Annotated in this window: 13 protein-coding genes; 5 read left to right on the top strand and 8 right to left on the bottom strand. The window is 65.9% G+C overall.

Features of this window, described 5'->3' with window-relative positions:
• Nucleotides 1-74: 74 nt before the first annotated feature.
• On the bottom strand, nucleotides 75-794 hold the full coding sequence (locus CSW63_RS16665; protein ID WP_062094574.1) for an energy transducer TonB: 720 nt from the start codon (nucleotides 792-794) through the stop codon (nucleotides 75-77).
• Between the two features lie 194 nt (nucleotides 795-988).
• Between CSW63_RS16665 and CSW63_RS16660 the strand changes: the two genes are divergently transcribed.
• Nucleotides 989-1,855: a transglycosylase SLT domain-containing protein gene (locus CSW63_RS16660; RefSeq protein ID WP_062094582.1), complete on the top strand. Its 867-nt coding sequence runs from the start codon at nucleotides 989-991 to the stop codon at nucleotides 1,853-1,855.
• On the opposite strand, the gene CSW63_RS16655 is transcribed toward CSW63_RS16660, so the two are convergent.
• Both CSW63_RS16655 and CSW63_RS16650 read right to left on the bottom strand, forming a co-directional pair.
• On the bottom strand, nucleotides 1,842-3,032 hold the full coding sequence (locus tag CSW63_RS16655; protein ID WP_062094584.1) for a CaiB/BaiF CoA-transferase family protein: 1,191 nt from the start codon (nucleotides 3,030-3,032) through the stop codon (nucleotides 1,842-1,844). The genes CSW63_RS16660 and CSW63_RS16655 overlap by 14 nt on opposite strands.
• An 83-nt stretch (nucleotides 3,033-3,115) precedes the next feature.
• Nucleotides 3,116-4,906, bottom strand: a complete 1,791-nt coding sequence (locus CSW63_RS16650) for a hybrid sensor histidine kinase/response regulator (protein ID WP_062094586.1) — start codon at nucleotides 4,904-4,906, stop codon at nucleotides 3,116-3,118.
• Nucleotides 4,907-5,059: 153 nt separating this feature from the next.
• Here CSW63_RS16650 and spbR point away from each other — a divergent pair, with 153 nt between their 5' ends.
• On the top strand, nucleotides 5,060-6,193 hold the full coding sequence (spbR, locus tag CSW63_RS16645) for a pole-localized protein SpbR (RefSeq protein ID WP_062094587.1): 1,134 nt from the start codon (nucleotides 5,060-5,062) through the stop codon (nucleotides 6,191-6,193).
• Nucleotides 6,194-6,263: 70 nt separating this feature from the next.
• Nucleotides 6,264-7,028 (top strand): NUDIX hydrolase, encoded by a 765-nt coding sequence (locus CSW63_RS16640; RefSeq protein ID WP_062094588.1) that lies wholly within the window; start codon nucleotides 6,264-6,266, stop codon nucleotides 7,026-7,028.
• On the opposite strand, the gene CSW63_RS16635 is transcribed toward CSW63_RS16640, so the two are convergent.
• The 4 genes from CSW63_RS16635 to CSW63_RS16620 are packed head-to-tail and all read right to left on the bottom strand — an operon-like array spanning nucleotide 7,025 to nucleotide 10,558.
• Nucleotides 7,025-7,675 carry an ABC-type transport auxiliary lipoprotein family protein gene (locus tag CSW63_RS16635; protein WP_062094589.1) on the bottom strand — a complete coding sequence of 217 codons (651 nt, stop codon included), beginning with the start codon at nucleotides 7,673-7,675 and terminating at the stop codon, nucleotides 7,025-7,027. The genes CSW63_RS16640 and CSW63_RS16635 overlap by 4 nt on opposite strands.
• Complete coding sequence (locus CSW63_RS16630) at nucleotides 7,672-8,610, bottom strand: MlaD family protein (protein WP_062094590.1); 939 nt, start codon at nucleotides 8,608-8,610, stop codon at nucleotides 7,672-7,674. Before CSW63_RS16630 ends, CSW63_RS16635 begins: the two co-directional genes overlap by 4 nt.
• On the bottom strand, nucleotides 8,610-9,446 hold the full coding sequence (locus tag CSW63_RS16625) for an ABC transporter ATP-binding protein (protein ID WP_062094591.1): 837 nt from the start codon (nucleotides 9,444-9,446) through the stop codon (nucleotides 8,610-8,612). The genes CSW63_RS16630 and CSW63_RS16625 overlap by 1 nt, the downstream gene beginning before the upstream one ends.
• Nucleotides 9,443-10,558 (bottom strand): ABC transporter permease, encoded by a 1,116-nt coding sequence (locus CSW63_RS16620; protein WP_062094592.1) that lies wholly within the window; start codon nucleotides 10,556-10,558, stop codon nucleotides 9,443-9,445. The genes CSW63_RS16625 and CSW63_RS16620 overlap by 4 nt, the downstream gene beginning before the upstream one ends.
• Before the next feature lie 234 nt (nucleotides 10,559-10,792).
• Here CSW63_RS16620 and CSW63_RS16615 point away from each other — a divergent pair, with 234 nt between their 5' ends.
• Nucleotides 10,793-12,349 (top strand): globin-coupled sensor protein, encoded by a 1,557-nt coding sequence (locus CSW63_RS16615; RefSeq protein ID WP_062094595.1) that lies wholly within the window; start codon nucleotides 10,793-10,795, stop codon nucleotides 12,347-12,349.
• A gap of 1 nt (nucleotide 12,350) precedes the next feature.
• Here the strand turns inward: CSW63_RS16615 and CSW63_RS16610 are convergent, their stop codons facing one another.
• The gene (locus tag CSW63_RS16610; protein ID WP_062094597.1) at nucleotides 12,351-13,403 is read right to left on the bottom strand and encodes a LacI family DNA-binding transcriptional regulator; all 1,053 of its coding nucleotides are present in this window, start codon (nucleotides 13,401-13,403) and stop codon (nucleotides 12,351-12,353) included.
• A gap of 166 nt (nucleotides 13,404-13,569) precedes the next feature.
• On the opposite strand from CSW63_RS16610, the gene CSW63_RS16605 reads away from it, so the two are divergent.
• Nucleotides 13,570-14,826: an MFS transporter gene (locus CSW63_RS16605; protein ID WP_062094600.1), complete on the top strand. Its 1,257-nt coding sequence runs from the start codon at nucleotides 13,570-13,572 to the stop codon at nucleotides 14,824-14,826.
• Nucleotides 14,827-14,836 lie beyond the last annotated feature (10 nt).

Below are 14,836 nucleotides of genomic sequence, written 5' to 3'. Positions count from 1 at the left end.
GGCCGGACCGCAAGGAAGGCTGCGGTCCGGCCTCCGCTGCAACGTTGGAGGAGGGCGCCGGCTTGGCTGGGCTTTCAGGCGCCCGCGTTGAAGCGGATGGGGATGCGGACCGTCGCGCCGTCGACCGGTTCGCCGTTCTCGGTCTGGGGCTTCATCTTGAAAAAGCGCGAGATTTTCAGGGCGGCTGTTCCGAAGCCCTCGTCGACGGGCGTTTCGCTGAGCACGACGCAGTCGCGAACCGTTCCGTTGAGCGCAACGCCGCAACTGAGGGTCGCCTGACCTGACAGGCCCCGGCGCTGCGCGCTTTCCGGATAGTAGCGCGCCATCTCGTCGGCCGAAGGGATGCGCTGCCAGTTGGCGCGGGTGATCATTTTTGGCGGCGGTTGAGGGGGGGGCGGTGGTGTGCTTACCGCTGGCGTAAGGCTTGTGACCGGGCCCGCCGTGGGCGGTCCCTCCGGAATGATCCGAGGATCGGTCAGAAGCGGCGGCGGGGTCTCGATCGCCGTTGGAACCGGGATGTGTAGCTTCGGCGCGGTGACCGTCGGGGGTCTTTCCTCCGGAGGCGGTGGAGGAGGCGCCTTGGGTGCTACCGGTACGGTTTCGACAATGAAGCCGGTATCGGCCGCCATGGTCGGCAATGGCTGTGTCCATTTCTGATAGGCGAGATAACCGATCAGAGCGACATGCAGCGCGGCGGATACGCCGAGCCCGACCAGGAGCGCCTTGCCAGGTTTGCGCGGCGCGTCGTCCAAGCCTGGGATGCCAGAACCGTTGGGATGCAGAGCCAGGGCCATCTCGATCTCCTGAGCGAAAATTACGAGTGTAGGATCAAGTCAACATGGGTGATGAGTGTTGTAAATTGACAATCGTAATCTCGTCGTCGAATTTTCTTACATTCGTAAGACTCGGCGGCGGCGCGCGCTCCGGTCGCACCCCGGACGTGACGTGGTTAATCGGCGATTAACCATGATCGACGACTCCTGGCGCCATGCCTGCGGTCAGCTCCATCCGTAATGTCGTCGAGTCGGCGATCCAGCGCGCGTCGAACGCGACGGGGGTCGACTTCACGTTTCTGATGGGCACGGCCAAGCGCGAGAGCGGTTTCAATCCCGGCGCCAAGGCCAGGACGTCATCGGCGTCGGGCCTGTTTCAGTTCGTCGACCAAACCTGGCTGGCCACCCTGAAGAAGCATGGCTCGAAGTACGGCTATGCTCGCTACGCCGACCTGATCAGTCAGGGCGCCGACGGTCGATACCGGGTCGAAGGCGATGAGGCGCGAAAGGCGGTGCTGGGCCTGAAGATGGACCCCCACGCCGCCTCGCTGATGGCTGGGGAACTGGCCTCCGACCATGCCTCATACCTGCGCGGTCGCGTGGGCCGCACACCGACCTCAGGTGAGCTCTACGCCGCGCACTTCCTGGGTCCGCAGGGCTCGGCGCGGCTGATCGAGGCGGCTACGGTTTCACCGACCGCCAACGCCGCAGCGATGTTCCCTGAGGCCGCCCAGGCCAACCGTTCGATCTTCTACCGCGATGGGCGCCCGACCACCGTTGGCGAACTCTACGCCAACCTGACCAAGACCGGCGGCGCCACCCGCATTACCGAAAACGCGCGACCGCGTGAAACCGACGATCAGGGCTTTATCCAGTACGCCACCGGCCGTCGGCTTGAGCGAATTCGCCAACAGGAAGCGGTGGTCGACCTGATCCTTCGCGGGTCGCAGGATGTCGGCAGTCCCTTCGGCGAGTCGACCGGAAGCGCCATGGGCGCGGGTCAACGCCTGGCCAGTTCGCTGTTCTCCACCGAGATGCTGCGCGTGCTGGCCGAGGCCAACGACAAGGTCAAGCAGCGCTGACGCGGGTCAGCGCGCTGATCTGGTCTTCGGACCATCCCAGTTCCCGGAACACCACCGCCGTGTCGGCCCCCAACTTTGGCGCAGGACCGCGAGGACCGTCGTCCGCCCCCGGAAAACGCGCCGGAGCGGCGGGAGCCTTGAACGTGCCGCCCGCGCCGTCTGGCGTATCGACAAAGCATCCTGCCGCCTCGGCTTGGGCGTCCTCCGCCAGTTCTCGTGGGGTCTGGTATGGCGCCCAGGTGATGTCGCCGGCGTCCAGTGCGGCGGCGGCGGTCTCATAGCTCATGGCGCCGAACGCCTCGTCGAGGATGTCGACCAGCGCCTGACCGTGTTCTCGGCGGGCCTTGGCTGATACGAACCGGGGATCGTCCACCAGCTCGGGACGGCCGGCGGCTGCAGCGATGCGGGGCCAGTCCACCGACCCCTGACGCGGCAGCAGACAGATCCACCGCCCATCGGCGGTCTTGTAGAAATTGGCCAGTGGCTGGACAGACTCCCGGCGGCCGCGCGTCGAGGCCAGTTTTCCAAAGCGCAGCTGAATGGCCATGTCGGAGCCGATGGCGTAGACGCCGGCGCGCAGCAGGGAGGTCTCCACCAGTCGGCCGACACCGGTTCGGGTGCGCTCGTGGACCGCCGCAAGGATGGCCGAGACGGTCGCCAATGATGTCACGTGGTCGCCCATGCCAGTTCGGATCGGGAAGGGCTCGGCGCCCTTGGGCGCGGTGATGGCGCCGACACCTGCGCGAGACCAGAAAGCCGCCACGTCCATGCCGGGCTTGTCGGCGTCGGGACCGGTCAATCCATAGCCGGTAAGCGCGCAGTAGATCAGGCGCGGGTTGACGGCCTTCAGTGTGTCGTAGTCGAGGCCGGCGCGGGCCAGCGCCGCAGGACGGACATTGGTGAGAAAAACGTCGGCGGTCGCGACGAGCGCCTTTAGAGCCTCCCGCCCAAGGTCGCTGCGGATATCGAGAACCACGGCGCGCTTGCCGCGATTGTCGAGTTCAAAGACGGGATTGGCGTCCTGGTCCGAGCCGATCGTGTCGAAGAACCGCCGCATCGGATCGCCCTCGGGCGACTCGACCTTGATGACGTCCGCGCCCCAGTCGGCCATCACGCCGGCGGCGCCGGGGGCGGCGATGTAGGTCGCCAGTTCAACGACGCGCAAGCCTTCCAGCATCGCTCCCTCCCATCTGTTCTCGTTACCGGAGAGGATGGGCGACACGGAACGTCGAGGGAAGGCTTACCCTACGGTATCTGAGGTCAGGCGGCGGCTCTGGTGGGGTCGTTTCGATGCAGGGCGGCGGCGTCGGCGAGGGCGCGCGCCACGCCGGCCACACTGACCGGCTTGCGCAGGACGATATCGGCTCCGGCCTCCAGGAATTCGGCGGCTTCTTCGGCCTCGCCGTCGATGACGGCGACGATCGGAGTCAGTTGATTGGGGCCTTCGCTTTCGCGCAGCGTCGCCGCTGCGGCGGGGCCGTCCATCATCGGCATCCGATGGTCGAGCATCAGCAGGTCGAACTCGGCGATCTTGGCCAGATCCGCCGCGCGTCGACCGTTTTGGGCGTGCACCACCTGGTGCCCAAGCTGTTCCAGGATCGCGCGCAGCATGGCTGCATTCAGAGCATCATCTTCAGCGATCAGCACGCGGAGCATTCGCGGAGCGCCGGGCGTCTCGGTGACGACCGCGTCGAGATCTTGTTCCAGTTCACAGCGCGCCGACGGATCGAAGGGCAGGGTGAGGGTGAAGCAACTGCCGACGCCGACCGCGCTACGGGCCTCCAGAGCGCCGCCCATCAGGCGAGCGAGCTGGCGCGACAGCGACAGGCCAAGGCCCGCGCCATTGACGCCCGCGCCGGTGCGCTCGATCCGGCGGAAGGGCTCGAAAGCCTGCTCCATCTCCTCGTTCGACAGGCCTGGACCGGTGTCGGCGACCTCGATGGCGACGACCCCCTCGCGGACTTCCAGCCGCACTTCGATCCGGCCGCGAACGGTGTACTTCACCGCATTGCCCAGAAGGTTGGCGATGATCTGACGGGTGCGAAGCGGATCGGCGACGGCCGCACCGATCTCGCCGCGCAGCAGCGGGTCGATGTGAACCGACAGCTCCAGGCCCTTGGCCGCCGCGTGAGGCTTGTCGAGAAGGGCTAGGTCCTGGACCAGGCGGACGGGGTTGAAGGGCTGCGACTCGACCGTCAGGCGCCCGGTCTCGGCAGTCTCGGAGTCGAGCGTGGCGTTGAGGACGGCGATAAGGTCTTGGGCGGCGTCGAGCGCGGCGTTCAACTGCTCGCGCGAAGGCGCGGCGCGCCCGCCTCGTCCCGCGGCGGCGGCCAAGACGTGCGTAACGCCGGTCAGGCCGTTGCGGATCTCATGGCTGAGCGTGGCGACGATATCGGACTTCGAGCGCGCGGTGCGCTCGGCCTCGTCCAGCACCCGAAGTCGTTCTTCGACCAGGTGCTCGTGCGCGACGGCCAGGTCGTGTTGGCGGCGGAACATCCGGTTGAGGATCAGGGCCAGCGTCATCGCCAAGGCGGTGGCGCCCCAGGTCAGCTCGCCGGCCTGGTGGCTGTCAGGGCGCGAGAATTGCGCCGTCAGCGGTCCGGCGGCGGCCAGCGGCGCGATGATCAGCAGGCCTGGCAGGTAGGGCGCGGCGAAGAAAGCGCAGAGCACTGCGCCGGCGGTCGCCATCAGCAGCAGCGTGTCGCGGGCGGGCCCGGCATGTTGGGCGAAAGCCGAAATCTGGATCACCGCCAGCGACCAGAGCACGCCGCACATCACTTGCACGCGGGCGCGGCGCGCCAGGTCCAGCGACCCTTCGTCGCGCAACCAGTTCACGGCGGCGTAGAACACGCCCCAGTTGATGGCGAAGATGGCGAAGCTCGCGGTCATCCATAGCGGGTTGGCCGCGAAGGATCCGACCCAGACGAATAGGGGCAGGCTGACCGCGAAAACCGCCAGCGCGTAAGGCAACAGCGCGGCCTGCGCGTCCAGGGCCTTGACCAACTGGGCGCCGTCCGTCGGTGACATGGTTGGGCGGCGCTCGGCGAGCAAGGTCGCGCTCCTCTCGGTTGAGGGCGAACCCTAGGCGAGCGTGGTTTGCATCGCGTTACGGCTTATCGTTAATCCACAGCTTCCTGGCTCAAACAATCATTAAGCCTAACCGTCGAGGATGTGACTCAACGCATAGCTCCCAGCGGGCGACCCATGGCCACCACACGCGCTGCACTCACCGACGCCGACATCCGCATGCTCGTGAAGGGCGCGACGCCCGACGAGCGCGCCCTGGCGGCGCACAAGCTCTGTCGCAGCATTGACCGCACGGTCCTGAGCGAGGACGAGCGTCAGATTGCGCACGACATCCTGCGGGTCATGGCCGCAGACGCGGCCGAGCTGGTCCGGCGGGCCATGGCCGTGACGCTGAAGAACTCTCTGGCCCTGCCGCCCGACGTCGCTATGCGGCTGGCGCGCGATGTCGAGAGCGTCAGCCTGCCGATCATCAGCTTTTCGCCGGTCTTCACTGACGCCGACCTCGCCGAGATCGTGAAGGTGGGTGGGCCCGTGCGCCAGATGGCCGTCGCCAAGCGCCCGAAACTGTCGAGCAAGATCACGACGCTGCTGGTGGAGCAGGGCGGCGAGGACGTCGTTGCGACGGTTTGCGCCAACGACAACGCCCGCTTCTCCGAGGTGACTCTGCAGAAGGCGCTCGACCGCTTCGCCAAGTCCGAGCAGGTGCTGCAGGCGGTGGCCTATCGCTCGGCCTTGCCGCTGGCGGTCACCGAGCGTCTGATCGACATGGTCGGCGAGCAGTTGCGCGACCACATCCTGACCGCCCACGCGCTTTCCCCTGAGCGGACCATGGAGTTGGTCCTGGGCGCCAAGGAGCGGGCGACGATCGATCTGGTCGATCAGGCTGGTCGCACGAGCGATCCCAAGGCGTTCGTGGCTCACCTCAACAAGATGGGGCGGCTGTCCCCATCCCTGATCCTGCGCGCCTTGGCGCATGGCCACATGACCTTTTTCGAGTGGGCCGTCGCCGAGCTTGCCGGGGTTCCGCATCACCGCACCTGGCTGATGATCCACGACGCCGGCCCCCTGGGGCTGAAGGCCATCTGCGAGCGCGCGGGTCTTCCGCCGCGCCTCTATTCGGCGTTCCGGGCGGGCGTGGACGCCTTCCATGGCCTGGAATTCGATGGCGGCGCGCATGACCGCGAGCGGTTCCAGGAGCACATGATCCAGCGCTTCCTGACCTCGACACATGTGGCGTCGCGTGAGGACAGCGAGTACCTGCTGGAGCGGATGGACCGCAGCGCCACCAAGCGTCGAGCCCAGTCGGCTTGACGTCACGCCGCCGAACGGTTGTTCGAAAGAGGCCTGGGCAAGCGTCGCCGCCGGCGCCAGACTTCATGCCATGCCTGAGTCATCAACAGGGGTGATCCGCCCCGCCGCCACCATACTGCTGCTTCGAGACGCGCCGACGTTCGAGGTTCTGATGGTGAAGCGGCATCACCAGATCGACTTCGCGGCCGGGGCGCTGGTCTTTCCGGGCGGCAAGAGCCACCAAGGCGACAGTGACCCGCGCTGGCGCGATCTCGCGATCGGCTTCGATGCAGACGATCTTGATGGCGCGGCCCTGCGCATCGCCGCGATCCGCGAAGCCTATGAAGAGGCGGGCATACTCCTGGCCCGCGATCGCGACGGAGCCTTTTACGCGGGCGAGGCGGCCAAGGACATTCGCGCCGCTGTCGCCGACGACAAGGTCGCCTTTATCGACGTGGTCGAGGACCTGGGGCTTAAGCTCGACCTGTCGGCGCTGACGGTTTTTGCACGCTGGATCACGCCCAAGCTGATGCCCAAGCGCTTCGACACCTGGTTCTATGTCGCCCACGCGCCGCTGGCGCAGCAGGCAATCTGCGACGGGCATGAGGCTGTGGACGCCGAATGGATCGCGCCGAGCCAGGCGCTGGAACTGGCGGCGTCCGGCCAGCGCAAGGTAATCTTCCCGACACGGATGAATCTCCAGCTGCTCGCCGAGAGCCGGGATCCCGTCGACGCGGTGTCGCGCTCGCTGAGTCGACCGCTCGTGACGGTAGAGCCGTGGGTCGACGGGCGCGTTCTGCGTATCCCCGACGACGCCGGCTACGGCGCCGTCACGGAGCCCTTGGAAGCGCTTTAGTTCTGGATCCCGGATCCTGACGCGTTCACCCAGGTCACGACGTCGCCCAGCACCTTGGCCACGGCCTGATCATAGGCGGGCACGATCGCCGAGACGCGGTTGTCGGTGGCCTTTACGCGGGCCTCGAAGATCTGGTCGCCCACGAGAGCCCGGTCTTGGTTGCGGTTGAGCACGCCGCGTACGCGTACGACGATCTCAGGCGCCGACTTTGGGCCGTTGACGTACTGCGCCTCGAAGGTCCGAACCTCCAGACGGAGAACAAGGTCGGCCTTGGCGATCTCGCCCCGACCGATCAGACGCGCGCGACCGGCGTCGTTCTGGAAAGCGCTGGCGACGGCCTCTTCAAACAGCACGAAGGCCGGCGAGACCCAGCGGGCGTCGGCGATGTAGGCGACTTCGCCGTTGGTGCTCGTCAACAGCCGATCGCCGGCGGAGGGGCGGGTGAACACCGTGGGCGCCTTCATCACGCCGAACATGGCGCCGGCCGGGGCTTTCTCGGCGCGGACCTCAGCTTGGCCGAAGCGGTACAGGCTGACCGGATCGGTCTTCGGGAAGACGCTGATACAGGCCGAAAGACTGGCGGCGGCCGCCACCACAATTACGGCCTTGATGGCGCCACGCGCGATCTTGCGGTTCATCGGGATCACGGCTTGACCTCCACTTCCTTGGCGGGCGCCTTGCCGACAACGCCGCGAGGGTTCTGTTCCACCTCGCCGACCAGACGGTCCAAGGACTCGGCGGCCGACTGCAGGGTGACGATGGCGGCCGACAGTTGCGGCAGGCCGGTCGTGGCGAAGTCGCTGGTCGGGCCTTCCAGCTTTGAGACCATGCCGCGAGCATCCTTGGTGGCGGCCTTCAGTTCGGTCGCAGCGTCGCCCAACTCCTGGAGGGTGCGCTTGGCGTCGCCATCGACCAGCCGGTTGGCGCTGTTGGAGAGCTCGGTGATCGACTGCGCGGTCTGGTCGATGCTCTGCAACGTCTTCTGCGCGTCGGCGAAGATCGCCTTGCGATCACGCATTTCCTGGGTGACGGCCTGGACGTTGGTCATCGTCGCGCCAAAGCTCTTGATGTTCTTGTCCGATAGCACGCGGTTGACGCGATCCAGCGCCTCAATGGTCCGCGTCAGTACGGTGCCGCCGCCTTCCAGCAAGTCCGACAGGGCGCTGCGCTGGCTGCGAAGGACCGGCACCTTGCCGTTCTTCACCGTGTCCTTCAGCAGCTCCTTGTTGGGCGAGCCCGCCGTGATCTGCACGTAGTTCACGCCCGTGATCCCTTGCGGTTCCAGCGTGGCGAAGCTGTCCACCTTGATCGGTACGTCCGAAGTGACGCGCACGCGCGCGATGACCCGATTGGGATCGGTCTTATCGAGTTCGATCCGCGTCACTTCGCCGACCTTGATGCCATTGAAGTGGACCTCGCCGCCCTCCGAGAGCCCGCGCACCGGGCCGACGAACAGGACATCGTAGAGGTCGTAGTCGCGATTGAAGCTCAGTTTCGCGAGCCAGACGACGAAGATCACCAGGCCCATGAAGAGCGCCAGCGAAATAGCCCCGACAAGGGCGTAGTTGGCGTTTCTTTCCATCAGTAGTCGGTCCTCGACTCGGCCAGTTCCTCGGCGGCCGCGGCGGCGCGCCCTCGGGGGCCTAGGAAGTATTGCTTGATCCAGGGATGTTCCGAACGCTCCAGTTCGCGAACCGGCGCCACGGCGACCACCTTTTTGTCGGCCAGCACCGCCACGCGATCGGTGATCGTGTAGAGGCTGTCCAGGTCATGGGTGATCATGAACACCGTCAGTTCCAGGCTATTGGATAGGTCCTGGATCAGGGCGTCGAACGCTTGGGCGCCGATCGGGTCGAGGCCTGCGGTCGGTTCGTCCAGGAACAACAGTTCCGGGTCCATCGCCAGAGCCCGGGCGAGGCCTGCGCGCTTTCGCATACCGCCTGACAGTTCCGCAGGCTTCAACGTCGCTGCGCGAGCCGGCAGACCCACCATCGCGATCTTCAAGTCCGCGATCGCTTCGACTTCGCTGCGCGGAAGTTGCGTGTGCTCGAAAAGGGGCGCCGACACATTCTCGCGGACCGTGAGATTGGAGAACAGCGCGCCCTGCTGGAAGAGGACGCCCCATCGGCGCTCGACCGATGACCAGCGACGTCTGGAAGCGGTGCGCATGTCGCTTCCGAATAGGCGGACATGGCCGTCGTCCGGCGTCTTCAAGCCGATGATGCTGTTGAGCAGAACCGATTTTCCGGTGCCCGAACCTCCGACGACTCCCAGGATTTCGCCGCGCTCGACCTTCAGGTCGAGGCCGTCGTGGATGACGTTGTCGCCGAACCGCGAGACAAGGCCTCGGACCTCGATCGGATACTTGTCAACGTCCGGCGCTTCGGCGAGCGGCGCGGAGGCGGCCGAGCCGGTCATATGTCCAGCTCCATGTAGATCAGGGCGAAGATCGCATCGATCAGGATGATGGCGAAGATGGCGTGGACCACTGACGCCGTCACGCGACGCCCCAGCGACTCCACGTCGTTGCCGACCTCCATCCCCTGGCGACAGCCGATGGCGGCGATGACCATGGCCATGACCGGCGCCTTGGAGAGGCCGATCCAGAAGTGGGTCGCGCCCACATAGTCGACGATGCGCTGGAGGAAGAAGGTTGGCGAAAGGTCCAGGACGCTCCAGACCACGAGGATGCCGCCCGCCAGACCGGCGATCGTGGCCACGAAGGTGAGCAGGGGAATCGTGAACAACAGCGCCGCAAAGCGCGGCAGCACCAGCGCCTCATAGGGGTCGACGCCCATGACCTGCATGGCGTCGATCTCCTGGTTCATCTTCATCGAACCAATCTCGGCCGCGAAGCTGGAGGCCGACCGGCCTGCGAGCAGGATGGCGGTGATCAGGATGTTGAATTCCCGCATGACCGAGATGCCGATCAGCTCGACGGCATAAACCTGGGCGCCGAAGTCGGTGAGCATGTTGGCGCCGAGGAGGCCCACTACCGCGCCGATGAAGAACGTAGTCGTCGCGACGATGGGCATGGCGTCCAGCCCGGCCCGCTCACAGAGCGCAATGATCGGCGCCCAACGGATGCGGCGCGGCGAAACGACGCTACGGCCTAGGGCGACCAGCAGGTGCCCCAGGAAGATCAGGGTGCCATAGCCATCGGCGAACAGCCCGAACACGCCGCGCCCGATCCGCTCAAGCAAGGCGTAAAGGCCGCCCCGCTGCGCGGTGTGCTCCGGCTCGACCTGAATTGCTGCGCCGACCAGTTCTAGGAGGCGAAGGATTTGCTTTCGAGCGTTGATCCTGTCGACTTGGAGCCGGTCGCCAGTCGCGCGCAGGATCGCATAGGCGCCTGCGGTGTCGCAGCGGTTCACCCCGGTCAGGTCAAGGCTTAGGTCGGGGTGGTCCTCCAACGCTTTGGCCAGCCGGGGCCCCGCGTCAAAAAGTCCCCGCGCGGTCCAGTCGCCGCTGAGGATGACCGCGGAGCGTCCGTCCTGTTCGGTCAAGGTGAAGTCCGCCGGAAGCGCCATGAAGTCCTTGGGGTTAAGTCCCGGTTATATCCAAGCGCCGCCACGGCCCTGACAAGCCCAAAACGCGCCAAGGCGCAGCTTGGTTCTGTTCGCGGCGAAGATTGCGAGAAGCGGGTCCTCAAACCGCGCGATGGTGCGGCCACGCGGCGCATCGTGGCGGACTTCAATCTTGGTTAACAGATTCCGTTCACCAACGTGGTCAATCAATCCTTACCAATGAGTCGGAGCCCTGGCATGAGCGCCCACGCCAAGCTTGATCAGCGGATGGCCTTTATGCGCTTCGACGAGCGGTCTCGCGCTCACCTGCGCGCGATCAAACCGGTGATCGACGCTGAGATCGGCGCGGCCCTGGGGAAGTTCTACAGCCAGGTTCGGCTGTCTCCGGACACGCGCGCCAAGTTCCGCGACGATAGCCATATGGCCAGCGCCGAGCGAGCGCAGAGCGCGCATTGGCGTCGTATCGCGCAAGCCGATTATGGCGAGGGGTATGTGCGGGACGTTGAGCGCATCGGGCGAGCGCACGCCGACTTTGATATCGCGCCGCGATGGTACATCGGCGGCTACGCCGTCGTTGTCGACGAACTCACCCGCGCAATCGTGACCAAGCGCGCCAAGGGGCTGTTCAGCAGCGCCAAGGCGGACGCTGATCTGGCTGATAGCCTTTCGGCGCTGATCAAGGCGGCGTTTCTGGACATGGACCTATCGGTCTCGACCTACATCGATGTGCTCCTCGAGGAGCGCGAGGCGATGGAGCGCGAGCGCGAAGAGGTCGAACATCGCCAGGCGGTGGCGGTGAAGGCCGTTGGCGAAGCCTTGGCGCGGTTGGCGGCCGGCGACCTTTCCGCGCGTGTCGAGGGCGATCTGGCGCCGGAGTTCAAAAGCCTGAAGGTGGACTTCGAGCAGGCCGCCAATGCGCTGGCCGAGGCCATGCGGGCGGTCGAACAAGCCTCGGGCGGCATCAGGGCAGGGGCTGACGAGATCGCCCGGAGCGCCGAGGACCTGTCCCAGCGCACCGAGCAACAGGCCGCGACGCTGGAACAGACGGCCGCGGCCGTCGAGCAGTTGACGAGCGCCGTCGGCAAGACAGCCAGAAGCGCCCGAGAAGTGTCGTCTCGGGTGGGCGAGGCTTCGGCCGAGGCTGAACGCTCTGGCGACATCGTCACCCGCGCCGCGCAAGCGATGACCAAGATCGAGGCTCAATCGCAGCAGGTGAACCAAATCCTGGGCATGATCGACGAGATCGCCTTCCAGACGAACCTGTTGGCGCTCAACGCGGGTGTCGAAGCCGCACGCGCTGGCGACTCGGGCAAGGGTTTTGCGGTGGTCGCTCAGGAAGTGCGCGCCCTGGCTCAACGCTCGGCTCAGGCCGCCAGTGACATCAAGTCTTTGATCACCGAGAGCAGCCGCCAGGTCAGCGAGGGCGTCGACCTTGTCGGTCAGACCGGGGAGGCGCTGCGCGGAATCCACGAGAAGGTGGGTGGTATCGACGAGCTTGTGAATGCGATCGCGGCGTCGGCGAGTGAACAGGCTACGGCTCTAGGGCAGGTGAACGCGGCGGTCACCCAGCTGGATCAGGTCACTCAGCGCAACGCGGCGATGGTCTCCCAATCGACCGACGCCACCCATGCGCTCCGTGTCGAGGCGGCGGACCTCTCGAACCGCGTAGGCGCTTTCCGCCTTGGCGGTCGCGAGCCGTCGATGCAAGCCCCCGACCATCACGCACGATTGGCGGAAAACCCTGTCCACGCGGCGCGTGCGCGAGTCGCGGCCTTCGCGCGTCCCGGTCGGTGATCTAGCGCGGCGGCGGCGCCGTCGAGGCGCGGTGGATCAGTGCGAACGGCAAAAGTTCGTCCACCGGCCGTTCCGCAGCCGCGCCGTTCCGCGACCGCTCGATGAGCAGCTTGGCCGCCACCGAGGACATTTCCGCGACAGGCTGACGGACCGTGGTCAATTGAGGTCGGCTGAACCGCGAGCTGGGGCTATCGTCAAATCCGGCGACCGACACGTCTCCGGGCGTCATCAGGCCCGTTTCGGCTATCGCGGCGATGCAACCCAGCGCCATGTCGTCATTGCTGGCGAAGATCGCGGTCGGACGATCCGGTAGGGCCAAAAGCGCTTTCGCCTGGTCTAGGCCAGACTGGAAGGTGAAATCTCCTTGCCGAATCCACGCGCTCGAGATCGGTAGGCCCCCGGCCTTCATCGCCTCGAAATATCCTTCTCGGCGGGCCTGACTGGCGCCATAGCGAGGCTCGCCGACGATGAAGCCGATCCGCTTGTGCCCGAGGCTGATCAGGTGTTCGGTCATCTCGCGCGCGGCGGCGACGTCGTCCATGTGGACGCGCGGGCCCAGGCCTTCCGCACGTTCCGGGCCGACACGAACATAGGGCGTGCCGGCCTTGTCCAGCAGTTCAAGCACCACGGCGTTGTCAGAGGACGGCGGGGTCAGGATCACCCCGTCCGGTTTGAGCGCCGCCAGCAGCGCGGCCACCTCCTGGCGAACCTGCGGTCCCTCGTGGTCGATGAGTTCGATCAACAGGTGATAGCCCGCGTCGCGGCAGACCAGCGTCGCGCCCAGTTGAATGCGGCTCAGATAGTCGGCGCCGCGCTCGCTCTGCCAGTGATCAATGGTCAAGGCCGCGTCGACGAATACGGCGATGACGAACGATCGCGATCCTGCCAGGCTTCGCGCCGACAGGTTGGGGCTGTAGCCGAGCTCGCCCGCCGCTTCCAGAACGCGCTCTCGCATGACGGGCCGAACGTTCGGCTCGTTGTTCATCACGCGTGAAACGGTCTTGATCGAGACGCCCGCTTTCGCGGCGACGTCGTAGATCGTCACCGAACCCATTCTTTGGCCCCGACTTCGTTCAGACTCACGCCCATTCCCGACAACCTAGTGCCTTCGCGTGGAGGAAGGAAACTCCAGGCTTGAAAGCGCTACCAGGCCTTGTATCGGGCCGTTCGCGCAGCCAGTGTGCAGGCAGACGCGGCGACAGATCGCGCGGGGAGGTGAGATGCTGGCCGATGATGGGGCGCGACCCAGGGAACCGGTGCGCGCGAATTTCATCGCGGCGTATACGCTCGCGCAGATCGCCGCCTTCGTATCCTTCCAGCCTTTGCTGCAGGTTCTTCTTCCCTTGAAGGCCGAGGCGATTGATCCTGGCGGCAAGGCGATCGTTCTTGCTCAGGTCGCCTTCTACGGCGCCATCGCCGCCAGCATCGCCAACCTGCTGGCCGGGGCGATCAGCGACCGCACCACCTCCCGGTTCGGGCGTCGTCGTCCGTGGATGGTGGTCGGGGCCATCGGCGCCGCCTTGGCCTATCTGGCGATCATGCACGCCAAGACGCCGGTGGCGCTGATCGGCGGGATCATCCTGTTCCAGCTGACCTTCAATCTCTGCTTCTCGGCGCTGATGGCCGTCATGCCTGATCGAGTGCCGGATACGCAAAAGGGGATGGTGGCCGCGTTCTTGAGCCTCGGAAATCCCATCGGCACCGCTATCGGCGCCGTAGTGGTCGGCGGCCTTCTCGTCACCGAAAGCTATCGATACGCAGCAATCTCGGCGGCGTTGCTGCTGGGTCTCGCCCCCTTCGTGCTACGCCTCCGTGATCCCCCTTTGCCCAAGAGCGCCGTACCGCCGTTCAACTTTCGCGCCTTCGTCTCGGGTCTCTGGGTCAGTCCGCGACAGCACCCAGACTTCGCGTTCGCGTGGCTGGGACGCTTCCTCGTTCTGGTCGCCTTCAGTCTGGTGCAGAGCTACATGCTCTACTTTCTGAAGGACGAGGTCGACTATCCGCATCTGTTCCCTGGTCGCCGGGCCGAGGAGGGCTTCGCGATCCTGGCGGCGATCTCGACCGTCTTCAATGTGACCTGCGCCATGGTGGGCGGGGTGCTTTCCGACCGCCTTCGGCGTCGCAAACTCTTCGCCTTCGGCGCCGCTTTGACGGTCGCGCTTTCGCTGATCGTTTTTTCCATGTCCCCAGCATGGCCAGTGCTGGTGGCGACCTTCATCGTCTACGGCTGCGGAGTGGGGTGCTTCTCCGCCGTCGATATCGCGCTGGTGACGCAAGTGCTGCCCTCCCAAAGGGACGCGGGTAAGGATCTGGGCGTGATCAACCTCGCCAACACGCTGCCGCAGGCTTTGGCGCCGGCGCTCGCCGTATGGAGCCTCGGGCCTACGCAGGGCGATTTCCGTATGTTCTTTCTGGTGGCCAGCGCCTTGGCTCTGGCTGGCGGTCTGGCGATCTTGCCGATACGAGGCGTGCGCTGACCAACGCGCC

Source organism: Caulobacter sp. FWC26 (genome assembly GCF_002742645.2).
In the GTDB taxonomy this organism is placed as follows: Bacteria; Pseudomonadota; Alphaproteobacteria; order Caulobacterales; family Caulobacteraceae; genus Caulobacter.
Note: the sequence above shows the minus strand (reverse complement) of the source record. Positions and strands in the feature narration are given on the sequence as shown.

Excerpts from the sequence above, each read along its gene's own strand:
- CSW63_RS16665 (WP_062094574.1), bottom strand. The coding sequence starts at position 794 with ATGGCCCTGGCTCTGCATCCCAACGGTTCTGGCATCCCAGGCTTGGAC.
- CSW63_RS16660 (WP_062094582.1), top strand. The coding sequence starts at position 989 with ATGCCTGCGGTCAGCTCCATCCGTAATGTCGTCGAGTCGGCGATCCAG.
- CSW63_RS16655 (WP_062094584.1), bottom strand. The coding sequence starts at position 3,032 with ATGCTGGAAGGCTTGCGCGTCGTTGAACTGGCGACCTACATCGCCGCC.
- spbR (WP_062094587.1), top strand. The coding sequence starts at position 5,060 with ATGGCCACCACACGCGCTGCACTCACCGACGCCGACATCCGCATGCTC.
- CSW63_RS16640 (WP_062094588.1), top strand. The coding sequence starts at position 6,264 with ATGCCTGAGTCATCAACAGGGGTGATCCGCCCCGCCGCCACCATACTG.
- CSW63_RS16630 (WP_062094590.1), bottom strand. The coding sequence starts at position 8,610 with ATGGAAAGAAACGCCAACTACGCCCTTGTCGGGGCTATTTCGCTGGCG.
- CSW63_RS16625 (WP_062094591.1), bottom strand. The coding sequence starts at position 9,446 with ATGACCGGCTCGGCCGCCTCCGCGCCGCTCGCCGAAGCGCCGGACGTT.
- CSW63_RS16620 (WP_062094592.1), bottom strand. The coding sequence starts at position 10,558 with ATGGCGCTTCCGGCGGACTTCACCTTGACCGAACAGGACGGACGCTCC.
- CSW63_RS16615 (WP_062094595.1), top strand. The coding sequence starts at position 10,793 with ATGAGCGCCCACGCCAAGCTTGATCAGCGGATGGCCTTTATGCGCTTC.
- CSW63_RS16610 (WP_062094597.1), bottom strand. The coding sequence starts at position 13,403 with ATGGGTTCGGTGACGATCTACGACGTCGCCGCGAAAGCGGGCGTCTCG.
- CSW63_RS16605 (WP_062094600.1), top strand. The coding sequence starts at position 13,570 with ATGCTGGCCGATGATGGGGCGCGACCCAGGGAACCGGTGCGCGCGAAT.